25 protein-coding genes are annotated in these 25,300 nt (G+C 68.3%); 16 read left to right on the top strand and 9 right to left on the bottom strand.

Annotated features, from left to right (window positions below; translation table 11 throughout):
* Positions 1-29 precede the first annotated feature (29 nt).
* On the bottom strand, positions 30-1,619 hold the full coding sequence (locus tag QE394_RS03530) for an alkaline phosphatase D family protein (RefSeq protein ID WP_349033725.1): 1,590 nt from the start codon (positions 1,617-1,619) through the stop codon (positions 30-32).
* 87 nt (positions 1,620-1,706) lie between these two features.
* Positions 1,707-3,005 (bottom strand): GAF domain-containing protein, encoded by a 1,299-nt coding sequence (locus QE394_RS03525; protein WP_349033724.1) that lies wholly within the window; start codon positions 3,003-3,005, stop codon positions 1,707-1,709.
* Positions 3,006-3,169: 164 nt separating this feature from the next.
* Between QE394_RS03525 and QE394_RS03520 the strand changes: the two genes are divergently transcribed.
* The 4 genes from QE394_RS03520 to QE394_RS03505 all read left to right on the top strand — a co-directional run bounded on the left by QE394_RS03520 (position 3,170) and on the right by QE394_RS03505 (position 7,737).
* Positions 3,170-4,960, top strand: coding sequence for an NAD(P)/FAD-dependent oxidoreductase (locus tag QE394_RS03520; RefSeq protein WP_349033723.1), 1,791 nt, complete (start codon positions 3,170-3,172; stop codon positions 4,958-4,960).
* Positions 4,961-5,000: 40 nt separating this feature from the next.
* Positions 5,001-6,056, top strand: a complete 1,056-nt coding sequence (locus QE394_RS03515) for a 2,3-butanediol dehydrogenase (RefSeq protein ID WP_349033722.1) — start codon at positions 5,001-5,003, stop codon at positions 6,054-6,056.
* Between the two features lie 100 nt (positions 6,057-6,156).
* The gene (locus QE394_RS03510) at positions 6,157-6,861 is read left to right on the top strand and encodes a hypothetical protein (protein WP_349033721.1); all 705 of its coding nucleotides are present in this window, start codon (positions 6,157-6,159) and stop codon (positions 6,859-6,861) included.
* Positions 6,862-6,993: 132 nt separating this feature from the next.
* Positions 6,994-7,737, top strand: coding sequence for a hypothetical protein (locus QE394_RS03505; protein ID WP_349033720.1), 744 nt, complete (start codon positions 6,994-6,996; stop codon positions 7,735-7,737).
* On the opposite strand, the gene QE394_RS03500 is transcribed toward QE394_RS03505, so the two are convergent.
* Both QE394_RS03500 and QE394_RS03495 read right to left on the bottom strand, forming a co-directional pair.
* Positions 7,734-8,960, bottom strand: coding sequence for an NAD(P)/FAD-dependent oxidoreductase (locus tag QE394_RS03500; protein ID WP_349033719.1), 1,227 nt, complete (start codon positions 8,958-8,960; stop codon positions 7,734-7,736). The two genes, QE394_RS03505 and QE394_RS03500, sit on opposite strands and share 4 nt — an antisense overlap.
* 51 nt (positions 8,961-9,011) lie before the next feature.
* Positions 9,012-9,422: a TfoX/Sxy family protein gene (locus QE394_RS03495; protein WP_349035367.1), complete on the bottom strand. Its 411-nt coding sequence runs from the start codon at positions 9,420-9,422 to the stop codon at positions 9,012-9,014.
* Between the two features lie 253 nt (positions 9,423-9,675).
* On the opposite strand from QE394_RS03495, the gene QE394_RS03490 reads away from it, so the two are divergent.
* The 5 genes from QE394_RS03490 to QE394_RS03470 all read left to right on the top strand — a co-directional run bounded on the left by QE394_RS03490 (position 9,676) and on the right by QE394_RS03470 (position 12,511).
* Positions 9,676-10,143, top strand: a complete 468-nt coding sequence (locus QE394_RS03490; protein ID WP_349033718.1) for a hypothetical protein — start codon at positions 9,676-9,678, stop codon at positions 10,141-10,143.
* Positions 10,140-11,369, top strand: coding sequence for an Nramp family divalent metal transporter (locus tag QE394_RS03485; protein WP_261620073.1), 1,230 nt, complete (start codon positions 10,140-10,142; stop codon positions 11,367-11,369). The genes QE394_RS03490 and QE394_RS03485 overlap by 4 nt, the downstream gene beginning before the upstream one ends.
* On the top strand, positions 11,366-11,770 hold the full coding sequence (locus QE394_RS03480; RefSeq protein WP_091718804.1) for a hypothetical protein: 405 nt from the start codon (positions 11,366-11,368) through the stop codon (positions 11,768-11,770). The genes QE394_RS03485 and QE394_RS03480 overlap by 4 nt, the downstream gene beginning before the upstream one ends.
* On the top strand, positions 11,757-12,107 hold the full coding sequence (locus QE394_RS03475) for a PRC-barrel domain containing protein (protein WP_261620074.1): 351 nt from the start codon (positions 11,757-11,759) through the stop codon (positions 12,105-12,107). The genes QE394_RS03480 and QE394_RS03475 overlap by 14 nt, the downstream gene beginning before the upstream one ends.
* 200 nt (positions 12,108-12,307) lie before the next feature.
* The gene (locus QE394_RS03470; RefSeq protein WP_009372930.1) at positions 12,308-12,511 is read left to right on the top strand and encodes a cold-shock protein; all 204 of its coding nucleotides are present in this window, start codon (positions 12,308-12,310) and stop codon (positions 12,509-12,511) included.
* A 123-nt stretch (positions 12,512-12,634) separates the two neighbouring features.
* Here QE394_RS03470 and QE394_RS03465 read toward each other — a convergent pair whose 3' ends face one another.
* Positions 12,635-14,437, bottom strand: a complete 1,803-nt coding sequence (locus QE394_RS03465) for an SARP family transcriptional regulator (RefSeq protein WP_349033717.1) — start codon at positions 14,435-14,437, stop codon at positions 12,635-12,637.
* 116 nt (positions 14,438-14,553) lie between these two features.
* On the opposite strand from QE394_RS03465, the gene QE394_RS03460 reads away from it, so the two are divergent.
* Complete coding sequence (locus tag QE394_RS03460) at positions 14,554-14,715, top strand: hypothetical protein (RefSeq protein WP_349033716.1); 162 nt, start codon at positions 14,554-14,556, stop codon at positions 14,713-14,715.
* Positions 14,716-14,819: 104 nt separating this feature from the next.
* Here the strand turns inward: QE394_RS03460 and QE394_RS03455 are convergent, their stop codons facing one another.
* Both QE394_RS03455 and QE394_RS03450 read right to left on the bottom strand, forming a co-directional pair.
* Positions 14,820-15,305, bottom strand: coding sequence for a hypothetical protein (locus QE394_RS03455; RefSeq protein WP_349033715.1), 486 nt, complete (start codon positions 15,303-15,305; stop codon positions 14,820-14,822).
* A gap of 5 nt (positions 15,306-15,310) precedes the next feature.
* Entirely contained in the window at positions 15,311-16,045 is a 735-nt protein-coding gene (locus tag QE394_RS03450; protein WP_082497439.1) for an FCD domain-containing protein, read from the bottom strand.
* 190 nt (positions 16,046-16,235) lie between these two features.
* On the opposite strand from QE394_RS03450, the gene QE394_RS03445 reads away from it, so the two are divergent.
* The 3 genes from QE394_RS03445 to QE394_RS03435 all read left to right on the top strand — a co-directional run bounded on the left by QE394_RS03445 (position 16,236) and on the right by QE394_RS03435 (position 19,190).
* Positions 16,236-16,781 (top strand): gluconokinase, encoded by a 546-nt coding sequence (locus QE394_RS03445; protein ID WP_349033714.1) that lies wholly within the window; start codon positions 16,236-16,238, stop codon positions 16,779-16,781.
* 51 nt (positions 16,782-16,832) lie between these two features.
* Positions 16,833-18,236, top strand: a complete 1,404-nt coding sequence (locus QE394_RS03440; RefSeq protein ID WP_261620081.1) for a GntP family permease — start codon at positions 16,833-16,835, stop codon at positions 18,234-18,236.
* Positions 18,237-18,368: 132 nt separating this feature from the next.
* Positions 18,369-19,190, top strand: coding sequence for an SDR family NAD(P)-dependent oxidoreductase (locus QE394_RS03435; protein WP_349033713.1), 822 nt, complete (start codon positions 18,369-18,371; stop codon positions 19,188-19,190).
* Positions 19,191-19,206: 16 nt separating this feature from the next.
* Here QE394_RS03435 and QE394_RS03430 read toward each other — a convergent pair whose 3' ends face one another.
* A complete protein-coding gene (locus QE394_RS03430; protein WP_349033712.1) occupies positions 19,207-20,613 on the bottom strand; it encodes a PLP-dependent aminotransferase family protein in 1,407 nt (468 codons plus the stop codon).
* On the opposite strand from QE394_RS03430, the gene QE394_RS03425 reads away from it, so the two are divergent.
* On the top strand, positions 20,612-21,565 hold the full coding sequence (locus QE394_RS03425) for a DMT family transporter (protein WP_349033711.1): 954 nt from the start codon (positions 20,612-20,614) through the stop codon (positions 21,563-21,565). The two genes, QE394_RS03430 and QE394_RS03425, sit on opposite strands and share 2 nt — an antisense overlap.
* A gap of 31 nt (positions 21,566-21,596) precedes the next feature.
* Positions 21,597-22,235, top strand: a complete 639-nt coding sequence (locus QE394_RS03420; RefSeq protein ID WP_349033710.1) for an FMN-binding negative transcriptional regulator — start codon at positions 21,597-21,599, stop codon at positions 22,233-22,235.
* Here QE394_RS03420 and rlmC read toward each other — a convergent pair.
* Positions 22,232-23,359, bottom strand: a complete 1,128-nt coding sequence (gene rlmC, locus QE394_RS03415) for a 23S rRNA (uracil(747)-C(5))-methyltransferase RlmC (protein WP_349033709.1) — start codon at positions 23,357-23,359, stop codon at positions 22,232-22,234. The genes QE394_RS03420 and rlmC overlap by 4 nt on opposite strands.
* Positions 23,360-23,756: 397 nt before the next feature.
* Here rlmC and QE394_RS03410 point away from each other — a divergent pair, with 397 nt between their 5' ends.
* On the top strand, positions 23,757-25,193 hold the full coding sequence (locus QE394_RS03410; RefSeq protein ID WP_349035366.1) for an amino acid permease: 1,437 nt from the start codon (positions 23,757-23,759) through the stop codon (positions 25,191-25,193).
* Positions 25,194-25,300: the final 107 nt, after the last annotated feature.

The raw sequence follows: 25,300 nt of genomic DNA, 5'->3' as shown, positions 1-25,300 counted from the left end.
CTGATGCCCCGCGGCCTACCCGCGGAAGGTCAGCCCCGCGCCTGAAGCCCCGGCACGCCGTCGCGGATCTCGAAGGAGGCCTTCGTCGAAACCGGTGCGCCCGGCGTCGTGACGTGGTCCAGGACCCTGAAGTCCGCGGTCATCGAGTCCTTGGTGATGCGGGTGTTCACGTAGCCGCGGTTGTCGTTGTAGAACTTCAGGTGCGGGTTCCAGGCCATGGTGGGATCGGCGGTGGAGCCGGTGCCGTTGCCCGTGGAGGTGATGGACGTGCACACCAGCTCGGAGCCCACCACCGGGGAGGCCGGGTCCTTGTAGTCCACCTTGAGGTCGTTGGCCCAGTTGCGGTGCACATCGCCGGTGAGGACCACGGCGTTGCGGACGTTCGCGTCCACCCAGCCCTGGGTGATGCGGCGCCGGGAGGACACATAGCCGTCCCAGCCGTCCATGGATACATCGTCCACGTCCAGGGCCTGGGCCCTGTCGCGCTCGGCGAAGAAGACCTGCTGGCCCAGGACGTCCCACCGCTGGGTGGAGTTCGTGAAGCCGTCCAGCAGCCACTTCTCCTGCTCGGCGCCGGTGATGGTGCGGTCCTCCGCCAGGCGCCCGGCCACGTTCTTCTTCCATCCGTCGCCGGCCAGCTGGTCATCGCGGTACTGGCGGGTGTCCATCATGTGGAAGTTGGCCAGCTGTCCCCACTGGATCCTGCGGTAGATCTTCATGTCCGGCCCGGCCGGCAACGAGGACGGGCGCAGCGGCATGTTCTCGTAGTACGCCTGGAACGCGGCCGCGCGGCGCTGCCGGAAGTGCTCGGTGGTGTCGTTGAGCTGGCCCGCGTCGCTGTTCTCCGGCACCTCGTCGGCCCAGTTGTTATCCACTTCGTGGTCATCCCAGACCACTGCCCACGGTGCGATGGCGTGCGCGGCCTGCAGGTCGGCGTCGGCCTTGTACTGCGCGTGGCGCTGCCGGTACGTCTCCAGCGCGACGGTCTCGGGACCTTCATGATCGCGCGGGTTGCCGCCGCCGATCACGTAGCTGCCCTTCTTGTACTCGTAGAGGTAATCGCCCAGGTGCAGCACCAGGTCCGGGTGGTCCTCGGCGAGCCGCTTATAAGCGGTGAAGTAGCCGTGCTCGTACTGCGCGCAGCTGGCGAACGCCATGGCCAGCGCGGCGGGCGTCTCATGCAGCGCGGGGGCGGTGAGGGTGCGGCCCACCGGGCTCAGGTGCCTGCCGGTACGGAACCGGTAGAAGTATTCGCGGCCAGCTTTCAGGCCGCGCAGCTCCACGTGCACCGAGTGCGCGGTTTCAATCCGGGCGTGCTCGACGCCGCGGGCTACTACCCGGCGCATGCCTTCGTCCTCCGCCACTTCCCACTGCACCGCAACGTTGCGGGCGGGCATGCCGCCCAGGCCGTCCTCGGCCACGGAGTTCAGCGCAAGGCGGGTCCAGAGGACGAAGCCGTCCGGCCACGGCTCGCCCGATGCGATGCCGAGCAGGAACGGGTTGGTGCGGAGGCCGGCGTCGTCAGCGGTGGAAACCGCGACGGCGGCACCCGGCAGGGCGGCAACGATGCCTGCGCCCAGGCCGGCGGAGATCAGGGTTCTGCGGGAAATATTGTCCATGCCCTCGAAACTAGGGAGGCCGGTTGGACAGGTTCCGTGGGGGATGTGAATGGCGGGTTAACTGCGTGACAAGATCAGTCGACCTGCCTACTGAACGGGCGAGCCGGTGGCCGCAAGGAAGGCCAGGTACCCTGGATCGCCACGTCCCACGATCCTGCCCAGCGCCTCGACAGCCAACGGATCAGATGCCCCCATGTCCGTGGAAAGCCAACGCACCAGCAAGGAGGCATCCCCGCTGGCCCGCACGGCCGATCCCACGGCGAGGTCCAGCTGGTCCCGCAGCAGCTGCACGGCCAGGGTGCCGGACCGGCTGAGCAGGGGAGCGGTGTACGCCTCCAGCGCTTCGGCCACCCGGCCACCACGCAGCAGCCGCAGCACCCGCCCCGAGTCGGAGCGCCCGGCCAGGCCTGACGCCAGCCGGTAGGGGTTGGATTCCACGGCGCCGCCCAGCAGCGACCGGACCCGGAACATTTCTGTCCGGACAGCCTGCGGGGTGCCGGCGTCCCCGTGCAGTTCGTAGGCCAGTTCCTCCGCGGACCAGCCCTGCGACCGGGAGTCCAGCAGCGCAAGGATTTCGGCCCGGCGGAGGGTGAGGGAGGTTCGGCTCCCATCGTCGAACACCGCCACAGCTTTGTCACCGAGCAGTTCAAGGGATGCCACGACGGCGGCCGGCCGGGCATCAGGAGGCGCTGACCGCCGGGCCGCGCGGACGGGAGCCGACGCACCCGGCGAGGCCCCGCCGTCGGGGGTTCCCAAAAGCGATTCCGCCACCCGGACCGCGCACCGCACCATCCGCAGCGTGTCCGCACTGATCGTGTCCAGGGGGCCGGAGACATCCAGGACGCCCAGCAGCTCACCGGTGGCAGGGTCCGTGATGGGAGCGGCCGTGCAGGCCCACTCGTGGTGGGTGCGCACCAGGTGCTCGGCGGAAAACAGCTGCACGGCGCCGCCGGTCACCAGTGCCTCGCTGATGGCATTTGTGCCGATACCGGCCTCCGACCAGTCCGCTCCCTCCAGGAACTCCAGGTGGTCGGCGCGCCGCAGGACCGCAGGGCTGCCCACCCGCCACAGAATCTCACCGCCGGCGTCGGTGAGGACCAGCAGATGGCGCCCGTCCCGCGAGTCGTCCGCCAGGAGCTCGTGCAGCGCCGGCATCACCCGCTGCAGCCGGTGCGCGCGCCGCAGTTCCAGCACCTCGGACACATCGTGCAGGTGCCGCGGGCTGTGCTGGTCCGGGCTGATGCCCAGCGCCATGGACCGGTGCCAGGAGTCCACCAGGCTGGCAGGGATTTCGGGGCGCGGCACACCGGAGATGACCAGCTCATGCGCGCGCCGCAGCGTCCGCGCATACCGTGCCGGGTCCGAAAACCTCTGACCGTAGTCCACCGTGTCCTCCTCGCCGCCGGCGTCCTTGCCAGTCCGGTAGGCGTGTAACGCACCTGTTACCCCCGCCGCGTTCCACTAGTGATGCAGCTCACGCCCGCCTCAGCATATCGCAGGCACCCCGGCGGGACGGGGCGGCCAGAGTGCACCAACACAAAGGAGTGGAGATGACCGAAACACCCACCGCTGCCGCCAAGGCCTGGCTCGCCGGCCTGGATGAGGCGCTGCAGCGGCGCGACGTGGACGCAGCGCTTGGGCTCTTCGAGGATGACAGCTACTGGCGGGACTTCGTGGCATTCACCTGGAACCTCAAAACCCTCGAGGGAAAGGCGGACATCCGGCGAATGCTGGAGTCCACACTGGACCGCGTGCAGCCCACTAACTGGGCGCTCGCCGAGGACGCCACCGGCGACGCGGACACCGCGGAGGCCTGGATCACGTTCGAAACCGGTGACGCCCGCGGCTACGGCCACCTCCGGCTCCGGAACGGCAAATGCTGGACGCTGCTGACCACCATGCAGGAGCTGAAGGGCTTCGAGGAAAAGAAGGGTCCGCGGCGTGAGCAGGGCGTGGCCCACGAAATTGTCCGCGGCCGGCGGTCCTGGAAGGAACTCAAGGAAGAACAGGAAGCCCGGCTCGGCTACGAGGAGCAGCCCTACTGCGTGATCATCGGCGGCGGCCAGGGCGGGATCGGCCTCGCCGCCAGGCTGAAGCGCCTGGGCGTGCCCACCATCATCATCGAAAAGAACCAGAACCCGGGCGACTCCTGGCGGAACCGCTACAAGTCCCTGCACCTGCACGACCCCGTCTGGTACGACCACCTGCCCTACCTGAAGTTCCCGGACGACTGGCCCGTCTTCGCCGCCAAGGACAAGATCGGCGACTGGCTGGAGCACTACACCCGCATCATGGAGCTCAACTACTGGTCCGGCACCGAGTGCGTGGGGGCAGCGTACGACGACGGCACGCAGGAATGGAAGGTCAGCGTCCTTCGCAACGGCGAACCAGTAACGCTCCGGCCGAAGCAGCTGATCTTTGCCTTGGGCGTCTCCGGCTACCCGAACATCCCGACCTTCGACGGCGCCGAAAGTTTCCTGGGCGAGCAGCGCCACTCCTCCCAGCACCCCGGAGGCGGGGACTGGACGGGCAAGAAAGCCGTGGTGATCGGCTCCAACAACTCCGCCCACGACATCTGCGCCGACCTGTGGGAGCACGGCGCCGACGTCACCATGGTGCAGCGGTCCTCCACCCACATCGCCCGCAGCGAGTCCCTGATGGACCTGGCCCTGGGAGACCTGTACTCGGAGCGGGCGCTCGCGGCAGGGGTGACAACCGAGAAGGCCGACCTGCTCTTTGCCTCGCTGCCCATGCGGATCCTGCCGGAGGCGCAGGTGCCGGTTTACCAGGAAATGGCATCCCGGGATGCGGAGTTCTACTCGCAGCTGGAGGCCGCCGGGTTCGACCTGGACTTCGGCGTGGACGGGTCCGGCCTGTTCGTGAAGTACCTGCGGCGCGGTTCCGGCTACTACATCGACGTCGGCGCCTCCCAGCTGATCATCGACGGCCGGGTGAAGCTGAAAACCGGGCAGGTCACCAAGATCACCGGCAACGCGGTGGTGATGGACGACGGCACCGAGCTGGAAGCCGACCTGATTGTCTACGCCACGGGCTACGGCTCCATGAACGGCTGGCTGGCGGACCTGGTCTCGCCCGAAATCGCGGACCAGGTAGGAAAATGCTGGGGATACGGCTCAGACACGCCAAAAGACCCTGGTCCGTGGGAGGGGGAGCTGCGCAATATGTGGAAGCCAACCAACGTGCCGCAGCTCTGGATCCACGGCGGCAACCTGCACCAGAGCCGGCACTACTCCGCCTACCTGGCGCTGCAGCTGAAGGCCCGCATGGAAGGACTGGACACGCCCGTCTACGAACTGCAGCCCAGCCACCACACCCGCTGAGCCGTCGGTTGAACCCGCCGAAATCCATGAAAGGACCATCATGAAGGCAGCACGTTTCCACGCCCGCAAGGACATCCGCATCGAGGACGTCCCGGAGCCGGAACTCCGGGCAGGGGCGGTGAAGATCGACGTCGCGTGGTGCGGCATCTGCGGCACCGACCTGCACGAGTACCTGGAAGGGCCCATCTTCTGCCCGGCACCGGGCCACCCGCACCCGCTGTCCCACGAGGAATCCCCGGTGACCCTGGGGCACGAATTCTCCGGGACTGTCTCCGACGTCGGCGAAGGCGTGGAGGGGCTGGCAGTGGGTGACAACGTCGTCGTCGAACCCTATTTCGTGGACGGTGACTGCGACATGTGCCGGGCGGGCAGCTACCACCTGTGCCGGCAGATGGGCTTCATCGGGCTGTCCGGCGGCGGTGGCGGGCTGAGCGAGAAAATCGTGGTGGACCAGCGGTGGGTGCACCCCATCGGCGACATTCCGCTGGACGAGGCGGCGCTGATCGAGCCGCTGTCCGTGGCCCACCACGCCGTGGCGCGCAGCGGCGTAAAGGAAGGCGATGTTGCGCTGGTGGGCGGGTCCGGTCCCATCGGCCTGCTGACGGCGGCCGTCCTCAAAGGCATGGGCGTCACCACGATCATCAGCGAACTCACCCAGGCCCGCAAGGAGAAGGCCACTTCCAGCGGGGTAGCAGACCATGTGCTGGACCCCAGCAAGAAGGACGTGCCAGCCCGGGTGCGGGAGCTCACCGGGGGGACCGGGGCTGACGTCGCATTCGAATGCGCGGGCGTGAACGCGGTGCTGGACACCATGCTCGACGCCGTCCGGCCCGGCGCGGTGGTGGTCAATGTGTCCATCTGGGGCGCGCCCGCCACCATCGATATGCAGAAGCTGGTGCTCAAGGAGATCGACCTCCGCGGCACCATCGCCTACGTCCGGGACCACCCGGCCGTCATCAAAATGGTGCAGGAAGGCAAGGTGGACCTCAAGCCGTTCATCACTGGCCGGATCGCGCTGGAGGACCTGGTGGAACAGGGCTTCGACACCCTCATCAACCACAAGGACACGGCGGTAAAGGTGCTGGTGCACCCTTAGTAGAGTATGCCGCCGGACTTTAGTCCCTGTTGTGGAGTAACCCTCCGGCGTAGCTTGAATGTGGGTCCCGCACCCGCGGGCCCACATTCAAGGGGGCATCATGAGCAGGCCCAGGCATCCGGTTCTTGGCATTCTGGGGCTCAGCGGCCTGCTGGTGCTCACAGGCTGCTTCGGCCCTCCCGCCCCGACGCCCACGGGCAGTTCCGCCGCCCCCGCCCCCACCGCGAGTGCTTCCGGCACCACAGGTCCAAGCACGACGGCGACGCCCACCACTGCGCCCGCCACAACTGCGCCGGCCGGCACCGCGGCCGCGCCCACCACCGGCGCCGCCGCGCCGCCGTCGTCCGCCCCTGCCAGCCCTCCTGCGACGGAGGAACCGCAACCCACCGGGCTGCCGGAACAAACGGGACCGCTGACGGTGTACTACATCGGCGCCGGATACGGCGGTCCCGGCCCCACGACTGGGTGCGGTGACAGCGTGGTTCCCATCACCACGGCACCTGTCCGGTTCACGGATCAGGTGCGGCCGAGCATCGAGGCATTGCTCGCCAACAAGAACTACACGCTCGGCGAATCGGGTTACGTGAATGCCCTGTACCAGTCGAACCTGACGTATGTGGCCGGTGAACTGACCGGCAGCACCATCACCATCTGGCTGACCGGGCAGTTCATGCTGGGCGGCGTGTGCGACATCCCCCGCGCCAAGGCCCAGCTGGAATACACGGCAATGGCCGCCTCCGGGGCTACCAGCGCGCAGGTGTTCGTCAACGGCCGCCCCCTCGACGAGGTGTTGAGCCTGAAGTAGGCGGCCTGGGGGTTTCGACAGGCTCAACCACCGTGCGCCGGGGCTTTGTGCCCTACCTGCCGTTCGCGTCCGCAGCCTAGCCTGAAGGCAGCAGCGGCACCCTGCCGCCTGCCAGCACCCGGGAGGCCCACGGTGAAATCGGCCAACGCGAGCATCATCGCCGGCATCGTCCTGATGATGCTCGGTGTCCTGCTGATGCTGGACCGGGTTGGCGTCCTCGAAAGCGGTGCGATCGTTGCGCCGCTGGTGTTCGCCGCCGCCGGTGCCCTGTTCCTGTCGGTCTTCGTCCGACGCCGGGAACACTGGTGGGCGGCCATCCCCGGTTCCGTCTTCCTTGGCCTCGCCGCGGTGATCACCTCCGCCGAGCTGACGGGCAGCGGCGCGTCCGCGGGTTTCCTGTTCCTCTTCATGGGTGCCGGCTTCGCCGCCGTCTACGCCCGCGTCCCGGCCAACTGGTGGGCCATCATCCCGGCAGGCGTGATGCTGACACTGGCCGTGATTGTGGCCCTGCCGCCGGCGTTCCAGGGCACGCTAATTGCCGCTGTGCTGTTCCTGGGCCTGGCGGCCACCTTCGGCGTGCTGGCCCTGGTTCCGGTCCGCCCCGCCGATGGCACCGGCACGGGCACTTCAGGGGGTGGCCACCTCAGATGGCCGCTGATCCCGGCGGGGGTCCTCGCGGTACTCGGCGTGATCATGGCCATCCGGTCTTCGGAGCTCCTGATCCCTCTGGACTTTGCCGTTCCTGCCGTGATGATCGCGGCCGGGACTGCGCTGGTGGTGTACGCGTTCCTGGCCCGGACCGGCAAGCACAGCAAGGTCCGCGGCCCCGGCCAGCCGCCAAGCGGGCTGACCGGGCCGCGAGGCAAACCCGGCTAGTTGGAACGCGACGCCAGGTGTTCCGCCACGTATTCGGCGTCCGGGCCCACGCCGGGCAGGGTCGCCGAGATGTGCTTGGTCAGCCAGGGGAGGCCGACGGCGTACAGGCCCGGATGCTCCGCCACGCCGCGCAGGTGGCGGGGGTAGTTCCACTCATCCAGGATGGCAAGGGACGGGTCCAGGATGCTGAAATCCAACCCATAGCCGGTGCACCAGACCACTGACGTGATGCCCTCCGCCGCCAGGTCCAGCCGGGCGCCGCACTCGGACGGCAGCCAATCATCCGGATCCGGGATTTCGGGTGGCGGGGCGTCGATGCCGGCAGCTTTGATGTACGCGTCTGACAGGCGGCCCAGCCGCTGGCCGAACCCGGCCTCCACCAGCGTGAGGCGCTCGGCGAGGTCGTCCGTGAAGACGGGACCGCCGTCGTGCATCCCCTCGAAGCGGCCGTGCAGGCGGACGCCCCTGCGGCCCAGGGAGCGCAGGCGGATGCTGCGGCCGCCGCCGTTGCCGGACAGCAGCGGATTGCACATGAACCGGCCGGCGGGGGACGGGAGCTGGTCCACCTGCAGGGCGTTGATGCCGTACTCCGGCCCGTGCACGTTCACCTGCATGATCCAGTGGAAGACGTCCTTGCCGCGGTACCGCCGGGGCGCCTCCGGGCAGGACGAGACGGACAGGTGCACCGTGCGGCCGGCGTCCAGCAGGTCCTCGGTGATCTGCCCGCCGGACTGCCCGGTCCCCACCACCAGCACCGCACCGTCCGGCAGCTGGGCGGAATTGCGGTAGTCGTGGCTGTGCAGCTGCAGCACGTCCGCGGAGATTCCGACGGCGGCTGGCGGGATCCGCGGCCGCTGAAACGCGCCGCTGGCCAGGACGACGTTGCGGGCAGCCCACGCGCCACGGTCTGTTTCCACCGTGAACCCGCCATCCGCGGGGGAGATCCGGGTGACAGCGGTATCCAGCTCCACCGGCGCCGCGATGTCCTCCGCGTAGCCCCGGAACCAGCCGATGGTGGCGTCCCGCGGCTGGAACCCGTCCGGCTCGGACCCGGAATAGGCCTTGCCGGGCAGGTCAAGGGAGAAGTTGGGGGTGTTCAGGTAGAAGGAATCCCACCGGTCCTGCCATGCCCCGCCCAGCGCCGGCCGCCGCTCCAGCAGCCGGTGCTCCCACCCCGTGCTGGCTGAGCCAGTAGCTGGTGGCCAGGCCGGCCTGCCCGGCACCCACTATGACTGTGTTGGTTTCCTGCCGGGAGGCTGCGGGGGAGGACATGGCTACTTCGCGGCTGCCCGCGGGGTGCCTGATCGTGGCGCCCTGGCCTTCGGCTCCTTTGGCTGCTTGGGCGGCAGCGTGGCGATGTAGGCCAGGGCTTTTTCGGCCCAGGCCCTGGCGCGGGTGTCGTCGCCGTCGCCCTCTTCGTTCCAGACCTCCGGCAGGCCGGTGTACCCGCCCATCGGCCGTTCTGCGGGGCCAAACGGTACGGTCCGCTCGGAGGATTCCAGGATGGCCCGGTCCGCGTCGGAGAGTTTCACGCCGATGGTGGATCCGAACAGGCCCGCGAACATGTTGCCGTTGATGAACGCGCCCAGGTTGCCGAACATCGGCTTCACCACCACCTCGGGACGGTCCGGCACCACACGCCGGAACCGTTCCTTGTCCTGCTCGGACGCCTTGGGCATGTCCATGGATGTCATCTCCCGGGGAAGTGGACTGGATCTGGATGCAGGATATGCCTATTCGCTGTTGCGGTCGAGGGTCCGCCGGCGGTCGCCGGACCTGGCCGCGGCCGGTTGCCGGGTTTGCCCACGCCCGCAGAAAATCCGCCCCTGAACAGGTCAAATAATTAGCGGCGGTGCTATACCTAACCTAGGGCAACTAATTTTGATGCGGTCCGGGGAGCTGCGGGAACCCGGGATGTGCCGGGGTTGGGAGGCAAGGGTGCCGGATACGCCAGCCACCTCGCCGCGCCGGTTCCTGACCCTCGGCCTCGCCGCTTTCGCCATCTGCTTCCTTGCAGGCTGCAGCGGTGGCATCAGTGAATCTGTTTCCACCGCCGCGAAGGACAGTTCGTCCGCCGTGGCCACCGCCCGCCTGGCCCTCAAACAGGACATGGACGGCAAGCTGACCCGCGCCGCCACCGCCACCACACTGGATGACGCCCAAAAGGAGGTTGAAACCAGCCGCAGCACCGTGCAGAAACTCTCGCCCGCCACCCCGGCGGACCGCGATACCCAGCGGCAGGCACTCGACGTCCTGGACCGGTGTGCGGCCGGCTTCTTCACGGCACGCGCCGCCGTATCCGCGGACGACGGCGGGGCGGCGCCTTCCACGGCAGACGGTGACCGGGCGCTCGCCGCCGCGCAGGACGCCCTGGAGCAGCTCAGCCATAAGGTGGGGTCACGGTGAAGCGGCTGCTCGGCGTCGCGCTCGGCGTCCTCACCGCCATAGGCGGCTTCGTGGACATTGGGGACCTGGTGACCAACGCCGTGGTGGGCTCGCGCTTTGGCTTGTCCCTGGTGTGGGTGGTGGGCGTTGGGGTGCTGGGGATCTGCCTGTTCGCCAATATGTCCGGGCGTGTGGCGGCGGCGTCCGGCCGGGCAACCTTCGAGGTGATCCGTGAGCGGCTGGGGCCGCGGGCCGGGCTCGCCAACCTGTCGGCGTCGTTCCTGATCAACCTCATGACCGTCACGGCTGAGATCGGCGGCGTGGCCCTGGCGCTGCAACTGGCCAGCAGCGTGCACTACCTGCTCTGGATTCCGGTGGCGGCCGTGGCCGTATGGCTGGTGATCTGGCGGGTGAAGTTCTCCATCATGGAAAACGTCACCGGCCTGCTGGGGCTGACCCTGATCGTGTTTGCGGTGGCGCTGTTCCTGCTCAAGCCGGACTGGGGTGTCCTCGCCGGGCAGGCCCTGGCGCCGGCCGTGCCGGCGGAAGAAACCGCGCCCACGTACTGGTACTTCGCCATCGCCCTGTTCGGCGCGGCCATGACCCCCTATGAGGTGTTCTTCTTTTCCTCCGGCGCTGTGGAGGAAGGGTGGACGGTGAAGGACCTGGTCCAGTCCCGGATCAATGTCCTGGTTGGCTTCCCGCTCGGCGGCCTGCTGTCCGTGGCCATCGCCGGGTGCGCCGCCGTAGTCCTGCTTCCGGCCGGTATCTCCGTCACCTCGCTGTCCCAGGTGATCCTTCCCGTGGCCGAAGGCGCCGGAAAGCTCGGACTGGCTTTCGTCCTGGTGGGCGTGGTGGCCGCGACCTTCGGCGCCGCGCTGGAGACCACGCTCTCCAGCGGCTACACCCTGGCCCAGTTCTTCGGCTGGTCCTGGGGCAAGTTCCGAAGGCCGGCCCAGGCAGCCCGATTCCACCTGGCCATGATCATCTGCATGCTGGTGGGCATTGGCGTGCTGGCCACCGGGGTGGATCCGGTGCTGGTGACGGAATATTCCGTGGTGTTTTCAGCCATCGCACTGCCGCTGACGTACCTGCCCATCCTCATCGTCTCCAACGATCCGCAGTACATGGGTAAACACGTCAACGGGCGAGCCGTGAATGTTCTTGCCATGGTTTACCTGGTGATCATCCTGGTGGCCTCCGTGGCTGCCATACCCCTGATGATCGTGACGGGAGCAGGAGCATGACATCCCCGGGCCTGGTCCCGTTGCCGCCCGTGCCGGGCCGGATCCTGGACGCGCAGCTGCACCTTTTGGACCGGCAGGTGCTGGATCACGACGGCGTCCCGGTCACCACCGTGGACGACCTCGAGCTGAGCGGGCCGGACATCGGCGCGGAGATTCCGCAGGGCACCCCGGCGCCGGTGCTCGACGCCCTGCTGACCGGGCCGGTGCTGGGCACCCGCATCTTCGGCGGCAGGCCGCCGCAGTCCCGGCTGATCCGGATCCCCTGGAAGGATGTGGCGGACGTCGGCGTGGTGGTGCGGCTCGGCGTCGGCGGCGAGGGGCTGGACGCCAGCTGGGTGGAGCGGTGGGTGCGTGACAGGATCATCGCCCGCATCCCGGGAGGCCGCCATGATCCTCGGTGACCTGCTGGGCATACCGGTCCTGGACTCCGACGGCGGCCGGTTGGGGAAGGCAGCCGATGTCCGCTTCGTGCTGGACGGCGCCCCGCACCAGCTGATGTCCGAGGCGCGGATGCTGGGGATCGTGGTCAGCCCGCACAGCGCGGCGTCCTTCCTGGGCTACGAGCGGACCAACCTCACGCAACCCTGGCCGCTGGCGTACCTGCTGCAGTGGCGGCACCGGGGCTCCTTCCTGGTGCTGTGGGAAGACATCGCGCTGATAAGGAAGGACGCTGTGCGGCTCCGGCCCGGTTTCACCCGCTACAGCCCTGCGCTGGAGGACCTTGACCAGCGGCATTAGGGAGGTTGCCGCTGCCGTGGTTAGGCTGCGCCGGAAACTCCTGTAGTGTGGTACATGTTGTTGTGTTTATGCAGTTGGTAGTTCAGGCAGTACGCACGGTCGAAAGTCCGTGTTCTTCTGAAGTAGCGGTTTTTGAACACCCCACGCCGGAGGGCCCGAAAGTCGGGACGTTCCCTCCACCTTCACGAAGGACAAAAATAATGGCTACTGGTACCGTCAAATGGTTTAACGCTGAAAAGGGCTTCGGCTTCATCTCCCCGGACGACTCCTCACAGGACGTTTTCGCGCACTACTCCGCGATCAACTCCAACGGCTTCCGCTCCCTCGAAGAGAACCAGAAGGTTTCCTTCGACACCGAGCAGGGCCCCAAGGGTCCTCAGGCTACCAACATCCAGGCTCTCTAATTTCCTAGAGTTCCGGGACCGTTAGGTTTCATAAAGCAGGGCTTGCCTTCGGGCAAGCCCTGCTTTTGCTTAACCTGGGTGTGCCACCTCAGCTTCCGGCGTCCCGGTCAGCAACGGCCGGCATCAGCCCGGGTGCCGCTCCGCCAGGAACCCCGTCAGGGCAGGGTTGTCGATTTCCCTGGCCAGCCAGGGGACGGCCTCCGCGGCGGTTTCGTCCCCGAGCAGGGCACGGTGGGACTGGCCGCGCACCACGAACTCCCGCATCCCGCTGCGGCTGGCCAACTCGCCCAGCCGGTCCACGAAGCCGGCGGCGCGGGGTGACCGGATGGCGATGGCGACTTCCGCGGCCGTGTCCAGCAGCCGGGCCGAATACCAGAGGTACCAGGGTTTTGGCTCCAAGCCGCGGTCGATCCAGTGTTCAGCAGCTGCGAGGTCGCCGTGCCGGGCGAACAGGCGTGCTTCGGCCCCGGCCGCCAGGGCCATGTAACAGTGGTCGCCAGCCAGTTCCGCCATTACCCAGGCCCGGTCGATAAATGCGGCCGCTTGCTCCATCTCCCCGGCGGCAAGGTACGTTTCGCCGCGGACCCCCGCGACGAACGGCTCGAACGCCGTCCAGTGCTCCTCCGCGATCCAGGCCAGCGCCCGGTCCAGGACAGCCCCCGCAAGGTCCAGTTCGCCGCGAAGCAGGTGCACCCGTCCCAAGAGGGCTGCGCTGAAAGCCTGCTGCCGCCGATTGCCCACCGCTTCGGCAAGCTTCCCGGACTCCTTAAGGGCCGCTTCAGCTGCACCGTACCGTGCAGTATCTGAAGCCAGCATGCCCTGGATGGCCAGGATCCGGGCCTGTTCATCGGGAAAACCGTCCGCCGCCTGCATGGCCTTGTCCAGCCAGCCGGCGGCCCGGTCCGGCACACCCCGCTGCACGGACAGGTAGCCCAGCTCGCGGTACGCCGCAGCGGCGGTCCGGGAGGCGCCGTCGGGCCCTTCCGCCTGGAGCGCCCGGTGCAGGAGGTCAGCCACCTCGGCGCCCCGGCCGCCCGCCTGGTGGATCAGCGCCCCAGACAGCGTCACCAGCGACTCGGCCACCAAATGGCTGTTGCCCGTATGCTGCGCAAGACTGACCGCAAGCCGCAGCTGCTCCAGCCCACGGTCCACGGATCCGGCCCATAGCGACGCCCCGCCGGCATCCAGGTAGGACCGTACGGTTGCCGCAGTGGCCGGGGTGCCGGGATCGGGCTCCGGATCCGCGTCGAACAGCGCACGGCGGACCTCCGCCGGCAGCGGCAGTCCGAGCTCCTGCCGGTACAGGTTGCCGCAGTGGACGGCGTGCGCACGGGCCTTGCGGTACTCGCCCGCGGCAATGAGCGCCTTCACCAGGACGGCGTTGCAGTCCGCATGGAAGGGATCCCGCTCCAGGGCCAGGGTTGCCAGTTCCGCAGCCTCGCCCGCGGCGCCCGATGCCAGCGCCGCCAATGCAGCCTCGTACAGCAGCGACTGGACCACGTTGTCCAGGCGGTAGCGCTGGTCCGCCAGCCAGGAATCGAACACCGGGGAATCCGCGAAGGCCAGGCCCTCCAGCAACTGCCCGGTGAAGCGGCGCGGGTCCGTGCCCGGACCGGTGGCCGGGTCCATCGCGTCCAGTGCATCGCAGCGCCACGGCGGCAGCAGGTCCAGCCGCAGGGGATCGCCCGCCACGGTCACGCCGTCAAGGGCCCGCCGCAGCTCCGACAGGTTCCAGCGCAACGCCCCCAGCGGGTCCGCCGCATCCGGAAACAGCAGGGCAGCAGTGCGGGACCGGCCGGTGCCATCGGCCTGCAGCGCAAGGTAGGCCAGCAACGCCCAGGCCTTGCGGCCCCGGGGTTGCGGGGGAGTGGTGCCGGGGGACTCGATCGCGGGCGGACCGAGGAGCCGAATCCAGTTCTCGGCCATAGGGCTCATAGTACGCCGCGGGGTTGGCGGCGTCAGCGGCCGTCACACGGTTGCTCACACGCCTGCCGAACACACTGAAATCGCCCCATCCGCACACTCACCAGAAAGCACCAACCATGGAACTGCTCGGCCTCCTGCTTCTCGTTCTTTGGATTCTCATCGCAACCATCTGCACCATCCTGGCTGACGGCCGTGGACACACCCCGGACATCCGCTCCGGATCGCCATGGTCGGCAGGAAACCTCCCCAGCGAGCCCTACGCATCACTGCGCATGTAGGCCACGCTCACGTCATCAGGGCTCACACCAGTAGGGCCCACCTCCAGGACGTACGACGGCGGGACCCGGCACGGTTGCCGGGCCCCGCCGTCGCTGGTCCGGAGTCAGGGAACGCGGAGTTGAATGGGCGATGCCCTCATCGGCCCGCCGCACTGCTCCGAGCCGCCCACCCGTGTCCACGTCAGCTCGACGTTCTGCGAGGCCAGCACCGTTCCGTCTACCGTCAGGGCACTGACCGTGGCGTTCCGGGGAGCGCGCATGTCCACGTTGACCTCCCAAACCGCATTGTCGGCTTTCGTGGCGAAGTACGGCGCAGAGGTGACAGGGGCGGGTGCCTCCGTGTCGGGCGAAAACGTGGGCTCGATGGTGCGCGACGGGGCCGGGGCGCCCAATTCCGGTGCAAGCCGGGAGCACGTGTATTCGTCGCACAGCCGAACCTCGCCGACGCCGGCAACGTTCCCCTCAAGGGCCACGGTCACGGTATTGCTGTAGCCAATGGTGGAGCATGAATACGTCATGCAGCCGGTCAGGGGGAGTACCCCCGCCATGGCCGCAGCGAGTGTTCCCAGGATCCCCCAACCCGTTTTCATGGGTCTCAACGTAGCCCCATGGCCTCGCGGACCTCATCGAGGATGTGGTGCATGGCGCGCTCAGCGGTAGCGGTATCGCCGCCCGCCACGGCAGCTGCCACATCCTCATGCGCCTGCAGGGCCTCGTTGCGGGGCTTGAACGGCATGAGCCCCTGCTGGGTGCGGCTGGTCAGGACCTCCGCCACCATGCCTTCGAGTGCCCGGAACATTTCGTTGCCGCAGCTGCGCAGCAGGAGCTGGTGGAATTCGATGTCCACCGCCAGGAAATTCTGCAGGTCGCCGGCCTCACCCAGCCGCCGGAGGTCGCCGGCAAGGGCCAGGAGTTGGGCGCGTTCGTCGGCACTGGCCCGCCGCGCTGCGCCGGCGGCGGCTATGGGCTCGACGGCGATGCGCAGCTCCGTCAGGCTGCTGTACTGGACCTCGCGGCGGTCCGAGGCGAGTCGCCACCGCACCAGCTTGGGATCGAAGACATTCCAGTGCTGACGCTCCTGCACCACGATCCCCACCCGGCGCCGCGAGTACACCAGGTTCATGGACTCGAGCACCTTCATGGTGTCCCGGGCAACCGTCCGCGAAATCCTGTACTCCTGCTGCAGCCCTTCCAGGGTGAGCCGGCTGCCCGGCGGAAGCTTGGCGGACGCTATGGCTATGCCCACCGCCTCGAGGACGCGCTCATGCATTGCTACGGATGTCCCGCCGTCGTGCGCGTCATCCGTCTCTTCAACTGTCGCCGTTGACATTCCTGCCGCCTCTCTCCGCGCCGCAGCGCACCTCCAGAATAGCGGTGAAACGCGCAAAGGTATGACTTGTGACACTGAAAGATAGTATTTATAGCTCTGAAAGGTGATACCTTATGGCGTAGCCCACGCCAACTGGGCACCGCAGGGAGCTTCTTCGAAAGCCAACGACGTCTTCTCCGGAGGTACAAACATGCAGTATCCACCCACGCACCTCGTGGTGATGGGCGTTGCCGGGTCCGGCAAATCCACCCTCGCCGCAGCCCTTTCCCGCACGCTGGGATGGGCCTGCGCCGAGGCGGACGAGTTCCACCCGGCCGCCAACATCGCCAAGATGAGCCAGGGCATTCCCCTCCAGGACGACGACCGCTGGCCCTGGCTTGGCGAGATCCGGGACTGGATGACCGGCAAGTCCCGGGACGGCCTGAGCACCGTCCTCACCTGCTCGGCCCTGAAGCAGAGCTACCGCCGGCTCCTGTCCCAAGCCGGGGGCCGCGTGGTCTTCCTGCACCTCGACGGCGGAGCAGACCTGATCGGCCAGCGCATGCAGGGCCGCGAAGGCCACTTCATGCCGCCGACCTTGCTGCCCAGCCAGCTGGCCACGCTGGAGCCCCTGAGCCAGGACGAGCTCGACGCCGGCAGCCTCCGCCTCGACATCTCGCGCTCACCGGAGGAGCTGGTCGCCGCCGTCGTCCAAGCCCTTGGCCTCGACGCGGACCAGGCGCCCCGCGCTTCCTAAGCACCCCCGCAAAAAAATCCCCCACCAGAAGTACTGTTTCAAAGGAGAACCATGACCATCGAAGGATGGACCCAAACGCTGGGAGCAGGCCCCCTGCTGCTCATCGCCGCAGCAGCGATCCTCGTCCTGCTGTTCCTGATCATCAAGCTGCGCGTGCACGCCCTGATCGCCCTGATCCTCGTCAGCCTGGCCACGGCGTTTGCCACCGGCATCCCCGCCAACCAGGTGGTTCCCGTCCTGGTCAACGGCTTTGGCACCACTCTGGGAACGGTAGCGCTTCTCGTGGGTCTCGGCGCCATGCTGGGACGCATCGTCGAAACCAGCGGCGGCGCCAAGGTCCTGGCCGACTACCTGATCGGCATCTTCGGCGAAAAGCGCGCCCCCTTCGCGCTGGGCCTCGCCTCCCTGATCTTCGGCTTCCCCATCTTCTTCGACGCCGGCCTCGTGGTCATGCTGCCTGTGGTCTTCGCTGTGGCCCACCGCCTGGGCGGCGGCGTACTCCGCTACGGCCTGCCTGCCGCCGGTGCGTTCTCCGTGATGCACATCTTCCTGCCGCCGCACCCGGGCCCGGTTTCCGCTGCCGCGTTCTTCGAAGCCAACATCGGCCTGGTGACCATCGCCGGCCTGATCGTCGCCATCCCCACCTGGTACGTCACCACCTACCTCTACGGCCTGTACACCGGCAAGAAGCTGGTCCTGCCGGTGCCGGAAATCCTGGGCCACGCCTCCGCCGAAGCAGAGTCCCACCCGCCGCGCTTCCGCACCATTATCGGCCTGCTGCTCCTGCCGCTGGTCCTGATCTTCGTCAACACCGGCCTGAACACCCTGGCCTCCTCCGGCGTACTGGCCGAGGGCACCAAGGACCAGCAGTGGTTCCAGGTCCTGCGCACCCTCGGTGAAACCCCGGTGGCCCTGTTGATCGCCGTGCTCGTGGCCCTGTTCGTCCTCGGCGCCCGCCGCGGCAAGGACGCCGGTGCGCTGGAGAAGCTGCTGGAGTCCTCGCTCGGGCCCGTATGCTCCGTCATCCTGATCACCGGTGCCGGCGGTATGTTCGGCGGCGTGCTGCGCACCTCCGGCATTGGCAAGGCCCTGGCCGATGTCCTGGGCGGCCTGGGCATCCCGCTCATCCTGGCCGGCTTCCTGATCTCCGCCATTCTCCGCATCGCGCAGGGTTCCGCCACCGTGGCACTCACCACCACAGCAGGCCTGATCGCTCCGGCCGTGGCAGCCGGCGGGCTGAACGGCATGCAGGTGGCCGCCATGGTCATCGCCGTGGCCGCCGGCTCAGTGGTGGTCTCGCACGTGAACGACTCCGGCTTCTGGCTGGTGGGCCGCTTCTTCGGCATGGACGTCAAAACCACGCTGAAGACCTGGACCGTGATGGAAACCTTGATCGGTGTCATGGGCTTCGCCATCGCCGCGGCCATCTTCCTGGTGGCCGGGCTGGCGGGTTAGCGAACGCCCAACTTTCGCGGCGGCGGGGCGGCTGGTGGGAACACCGGCCGTCCCGCCGTCGTTGTTCCTCCTATGTGCGCCCGTTCGATCCGCAAAGGACAGGGCGCCGCCGCTCCGAGCAAAGGACACCCCTTGACCCAACGCACCATTGTGATTACCGGCGCCAGCGACGGCATCGGCGCAGCAGCCGCCCGGACCCTGGCGAAGGGAGGCGACCGGGTGGTGGTCGTGGGGCGTTCCGCCGAGAAGACCCGTGCGCTGGCCAAGGAGATCAACGCCGACTACTTTGTTGCCGACTTCGCCGACCTCGCACAGGTCCGCACCCTCGCGGCGCAGCTGAAGTCCGACTACCCGCGCATCGACGTCCTGGCCAACAACGCCGGCGGCATCATGGGCAAGCGCACCCTGACCGTGGACGGCAACGAAGCCACGTTCCAGATCAACCACCTGGCACCGTTCCTGCTCACCACACTGCTGCTGGACACCCTGGCGGCCAGCAACGCCAAGGTCATCAATACCTCCAGCGCCGCCAACGGCTTCGGCAAGCTGGACCTCTTCGACCTCACCTCCGAGCACAGCTACTCCGTCAACCGCGCTTACGGCACCGGCAAGCTCGCCAACATCCTCTTCACGTCCGAGCTGCACCGCCGCTTCCACGAGCGCGGAATTACGACGGCGGCCTTCCACCCGGGCGTGGTGCGCACCAACTTCGCGGCGGAGTCGGCAAGTCCGATGCGGCACGCGTACAAGACCATCCTGAACCGGTTCATGCTCACCCCGGACCAGGGCGCCGACACCATGCTGTGGCTCATCAACGGCACCGCCGGCACCGACTGGATCTCCGGCGCCTACTACGCCAAGCGTGCGCTGGCCAAGGCCAACAAGCAGGCCTACGACGCCGTCCTGGCCCGCGAGCTGTGGGACAAGAGCGAGGAACTGGTCAAGCCCGCCTAAACACCGTTTCGGCGGCTCAGTGTTGCCGCGCCAGGGCCTCGCCGATCACTTTGGCACCTTGGGGATACGCCGCCGGGTTCGGGCCGGAGTAGTTGAGCCGGACGAACGGGCCGGCGGGCTCCGCCGGGAACCAATCCGTTCCGGCGGCGATGATGACGCCGTTGTCCTCGCAGTCGCGGGTGAGCCGGGGCAGGTCCGTGCCGTCGGGCATCCGCAGCCACAGGTTCAGCCCGCCCTTGGGCAGCAGCTCAATGTGGGCGTCCGGCACGTGCTCGCGGATGCTGGTCACCAGCAGGTCCCGGCGGGACTGCAGCTGCTGGCGCAGGCTCCGCAGGTGGGTCTGCCAGCCCGGCTGCGTCACCACATCCAGGGCCGCGGCCTGCAGCAGCCCGCTGACGTACATCGACTCCGCCGCCCGGTGCGCCAGGATCCGCTCCCGGGCCGGGCCCCGCGCAACAACCGCGGCAATCCGCACCGACGTGGACACGCTCTTGGTCAGCGACCGGACGTAGATGACATGCCCGGAATCGTCCTGCGTCGCCAGCGGCACCGGTGTTGAGGTGATGCCGAAGTCATGGGCCCAGTCATCCTCGATGACGAACGCCCCGTGTGCGCGCACCACCTCCAGGACTTCGCCGCCCCGCGCGGGTGCCCACTGTGCACCGCTGGGGTTGGCGTAGTTGGGCTGCGCGTAGAACGCCCGCGCCCCGGTCTCCTCGAATGCCCTGGCCAGTCCCACCGGGTCCGGCCCGTCCGGTCCGCTGGGTACCGGCACCACCCGCACGCCCGTCTGGGCGGCAGCCAGGATGGCACCCCAATACGTGGGCGACTCCATCAGCAGCGGCTGCCCGGCCCCCACCAGCGCCCGGAAGATCGAGCTCAGACCGCTCTGGCTTCCCGGCAGCACGATCACGTCGCTCGGCGTTGGGGGAGTGATGCCCACCGGCGTCGCCGCCCCGAGCTCCTGGGCAAACCACTGCTGGAGCTCCGGCATCCCGGCGGCCGGCGGGCGGGACAACGCGGCGTCACCGCGGGCTGCCCGGGCCAGCGCAGCACGCACCAGGCGTTCCGGCAGCAGCTCACGGTCCGGGTAGCCCGAGTGGAACCAGATGGCGTCGTTGGGAGCCGTGCGCATGGTGGACGACGACGGCAGCGCGGCCGACGGCGAGCCCAGCGCCGCGGTCTGCCAGCCGTAGTCCGCGGGACGCGCCGTCCGGACTGCCCGCACGAAGGTTCCCACGCCGGGACGGCTTTCGATCAGCCCCTGCGCCGTCAACGCCTGCAACGCCTTCTGCACCGTCACCGGGCTGGCCTGGTACTCCGCCACCAGCGAGCGCGTGGACGGGAGTTTCGCGCCGGGCGCGGCGGCGGTGATCCACGTCCTGAGTGCCAAGACGATGCGCGAACTGCTATCGTTGCTCATGAGAGAACATAGTAGCGCTACTGTCCTGCCGGAGCCAGTGATACTGCCAGTCCGGCACAACGGGACCGCCCCGGCCGGGACGTCCAACGGCATCTGGTGGGGACTCCTTGGGGTCGCGGCCTTCTCTTTCACTGTGCCGTTGACCCGGATGGCTGTGGCGGGGCTGTCCCCGCTGTTCATCGGTTCCGGCCGTGCCGTCGTCGCCGGAGTCCTCGCAGCCGCAGCCCTGGCACTCACCCGGCAGCGGCTTCCGCAACCACGCACCTGGGCGAGGCTGGCGGTGGTGGCCGGGGGCGTCGTCGTCGGCTTCCCGTTGCTGACGTCCTACGCGCTCACCGCCGTTCCGGCCGGGCACGGTGCCGTGGTGATCGCCCTCCTCCCGGCCGCCACGGCTACGGCCGCCATCCTGCGGACCCGGGAGCGTCCCCGGGCAGCCTTCTGGGCAGTCATGGCGCTCGGGTCGCTGGCCGCCCTCGCCTTCGCGTTCCTGCAATCGGGCGGGATCGGCCACCTGCACTGGGCGGACCTCCTGCTGCTCGGCGCCGTGGTGTGCGCCGCCGTGGGGTATGCCGAGGGTGGCCTGCTGGCCCGCGAACTGGGCTCCTGGCAGACCATCGCCTGGGCGCTGGTCCTCGCATTCCCGCCCATGCTGGCACTCGCCGTGTTCGACCTCGCCCGCCAGCCGCCGTCGGCCACGCCCGCCCAGTGGGCAGCGTTCGCTTACCTTGCGGTGGTCAGCATGTTCCTCGGCTTCTTCGCCTGGTACCGCGGCCTGGCCATCGGCCCCATGGCGCAGGTCAGCCAGATCCAGCTCCTCCAGCCCGTGCTGAGCATCTGCTGGGCGGCGCTCCTGCTGGGCGAAGCCATTACCTGGACCACCGTGATCGGCGGCCTGGCCGTCATCCTCTGCGCCGGCGCCGCCGTCCGCGTCCGGCTCAAGCCCAAAGCCTGACCTGCCTCCTACAACCCGAAAGGACATCCCCATGTACATTCCCGCCCACTTCGCCGCCGGCCCCGACGCCGTCCGGCACCTGCTCGCCACCCCCGGAGCGGGCAACCTCATCACCATGACCGACGGCGGGCTGCTGGCTACGCTGCTGCCCTTTGTCTACGAGCCGAACGTGGGTGAGCACGGTGCCCTGCACGCGCACGTCGCCCGGAACAACCCGCAGGCCTCCGCGGCTGTTGCCGGTGAGGCGCTGGCGATCATCCAGGGCCCCGACGCCTACATTTCGCCGTCCTGGTACGCGTCCAAAGCCGAGCACGGGCGGGTGGTGCCCACCTGGAACTACAGCACCGCGCACGTGTACGGCCAGCTGGTTGTCCATGACGACGCCGGCTGGCTGGCACGGCACGTCCGCCGCCTGACGGACCGGCACGAGGGGGAACGTGAGCATCCGTGGAGCGTCGGGGACGCCCCTGAAAAGTTCATCGCCGCGCAGCTGCGCGCCATCGTGGGCATCGAGCTGCTGATCACCCGGATCGAGGCGAAGGAGAAACTGAGCCAGAACCGGTCCGCCGCCGACGCCGCCGGTGTGGTGGCCGGGCTGCGGTCCAGCGGGCAGGAAGCCAGCGCGGCCGCCGTCGAACGCGTCCTGGCCCAGCGAACTCCGGAAAGCTAGGCGGCCCGCTCCAGCAGGACCATCACTTCGTAGTGCGTGGTCTGCGGGAACATGTCCAGGACCCGGGCCCGCCGTGCCGTGAACGAGGGGAGGGCGGCCAGGTCACGGGCCAGGGACTGGGCATTGCAGCTGGAGTAGACCACGTGCCGGACGTCGGAGGATTCCAGCCAGCCGCACAGCTCCTTGCCGATGCCCCGGCGCGGAGGGTTTACGATGACCAGCTCCGGCGCTTGCGGGGCGGCAAGAGCGAAGGCGGTGGCGTCCCCGGCCTCGAACTCCATGCCCTGCAGCCCTGCTTCGTCGCTGCTGAGCCGGGCCGAGACGATGGCCTCGCTGCTGGTTTCGATGCCGGTCACCGTGCGGGACGGATCGGCCACGTGCAGGGCGAACCCGCCCACGCCGCAGTACAGGTCCCACACTGACGCCGGCGCCAGGTCGCTGACCCATTCGCGCCCCTGCCGGTACAGCGCCGCGGCCATCGCGCTGTTGGTCTGGAAGAAGCTCTGCGGGCGCAGGTGCAGGTTGATGTCGTTCACCCGCATGTTCAGCGTGGACTGCTCCGTCAGCAGAATCTCCCGGTCGCCCTCCAGCACCGCCTTGTGCTCGGGGTGCAGGTTGATGGACACCACCTTCACCTGCGGCAGGGCGTCCAGCAGCTCCGGAAGGTGCTTCCGGATGCGCGGCACCAGCTGCTCCGAACGGAGGACCAGGCGCAGCATGATCTCGCCGTCCGGGGACTCGGTGACGATCAGGTGCTTGAGTTCGCCGCTCCGGTTGGGCACGTCATAGGGCGTCAGGCGGTTGCTGCGGATGAAGGCGGCCACCACGGGAAAGACTGCGCGGAGCCCAGGGGAGCAGACGCCGCATTTGCGCAGGTCGATGCCGTGGCCGTCGGCGTCCAGGATGCCGATGGTGGGGTTCTGGGCCGTCCCGCTGACCACCATTTTGGCCTTGTTGCGGAACGCTGATTCCTGGCTGGCCACGGGCTCCAGCCACTCCAGCGAGGCGTGGCCGGAGAGGAGCGTCTGGCAGTGGGCCTGCTTGCCGGCCAGCTGCTCGCCGTAGGGCGTGCCCATGAGGGTGCAGGAGCGGCAGCGGGCGGCATCAAAGTAGGAACAGCGCATGGCCCTCCAATTTTACCTGCTGCCTTTGGGGGCGCCCGACGCCGGCACCTGGGGGAGCGCCGGCGTCGTCCGTTCCGTGGGTGGGCGCCCACGCCCGTCCCGGGGCACGTTGGGGCCCCGGCCGGGTGGCTGAACCTGTGCTGCCCGGCGCGTCCGGGTCAATGTGCCCCGCGGCGGTGCGTGCCGGCTGCCAGTCCGGTCCGCAACTGTAACAGCGTGCAATATAAGCAAGCTGCCATGCCTTTAATGACCCTAAATTCGGCAAGCATGCTACTTTCGGCTCTGTCGGCGTTCACTTCTTCGGTTCCCCCGTGTTCGTGTGAAGCGCACCTGCGAGGCACGTAAAACCCTGGCCGCCGCCACTATCTGCACCGATCACCCGCACCTGGAGAAACCCGTGGAACCCTCATTGCCTACGCTCGACACCAGGCCGGACCCGGCGCAGCCGGTCACCTCCGGACTCCGCCGCTCCATGGGGCCACGGCACCTGGTGATGATCGCCATGGGCGGCGTCATCGGCTCGGGCCTGTTCCTCAGCTCCGGCTACACCATCTCCCAGGCAGGCCCGCTGGGCGCGGTGATCGCCTACCTCACAGGGGCGTTCGTGGTGTATCTGGTGATGGCCTGCCTCGGCGAACTGGCCATCGCCTACCCCGTGTCCGGGGCGTTCCATATCTACGCGGCCCGCTCCATCGGACCCGCCACCGGCTTTGCCACCGCCTGGCTGTACTGGCTCTGCTGGGCCGTGGCCATCGGCTCCGAATTCACGGCGTCCGGCCTGCTCATGCAGCGGTGGTTCCCGGACGTGGAGGTGTGGGTCTGGTGCCTGGTGTTCGCGGCCATCCTCTTTGGCTTCAACGCGGTGTCCGCCCGGTTCTTCGGCGAGTCCGAGTTCTGGTTTGCCATCATCAAGGTAGCAGCCATAATCGGACTCATCGTCCTGGGCGGCGCGGCCCTGTTCGGCTTCCGTCCGCTCGGCGGCGGCGGGGACGGGCACCCGTTCCTGTTCGAAAACTTCGCCACCGAGTCCGGCCTGTTCCCCAACGGCTTCACCGGTGTCCTGGTCACCGTGCTTGCCGTCTTCTACGCCTTCTCCGGCTCCGAGCTGATCGGCGTTGCCGCCGGCGAAACCAAGGACCCGGCCACGGCCATCCCCAAGGCCATGCGCACCACGGTCATCCGCCTGCTCATCTTCTTCGTCGGCGCCATTGCCGTCATCGCGGCCACCATCCCGTACACCGAGGTGGGGCTCGATGAGAGCCCGTTCGTCACCGTCTTCTCCGCCATCGGCATCCCGTTCGCGGCCGACATCATGAACTTCGTCATCATCACCGCCCTCCTGTCGGCCGGCAACAGCGGCCTGTTCTCCTGCGCCCGCATGCTTTACTCGCTCGCCGATGAAGGCCATGCACCGCGTGCCCTCAAGAAGCTGACCCGCCGCGGCATCCCCCTGGCTGCGCTCTCCCTAAGCATGGTGGGTGGCCTGGCATCCCTGATCAGCAGCGTGGTGGCACCGGAGACGGTCTACCTGGTCCTCGTGTCTGTGGCCGGCTTCGCGGTGGTGGGCGTCTGGATGTCCATCACGGCCTCGCACTTCTTCCACCGCCGCGCCTTCATCCGGGGCGGCGGTGATACCTCCGCCCTCGCCTACAGGGCACCGCTGTTCCCGCTGGTCCCCATCCTGGCGTTCACCCTGTGCGTCGTTTCGCTGATCGGCATCGCACTGGATCCCGCCCAGGCACCCGCCCTGTACTTCGGTGTTCCGTTCGTGGCCGGCTGCTACCTCTACTTCCACCTTCGGCACGGCCGCAAACCGGTTCCGGCACGGCGCTAAGCCGGGCACGGACGACGACGGCTGTACGGCAGGGGCGCCCGGCACCTTGGCTGCCGCGCGCCGTCGTCGTTCGCGGCCCGGGTGCCATGGCCGCCTGCGGTGACCAT

This window comes from Pseudarthrobacter sp. SORGH_AS 212, assembly GCF_030818145.1.
Lineage (GTDB): Bacteria > Actinomycetota > Actinomycetes > Actinomycetales > Micrococcaceae > Arthrobacter.
The sequence above is the reverse complement of the archived record's forward strand: the minus strand, read 5'-3'. Positions and strand labels throughout refer to the sequence as shown.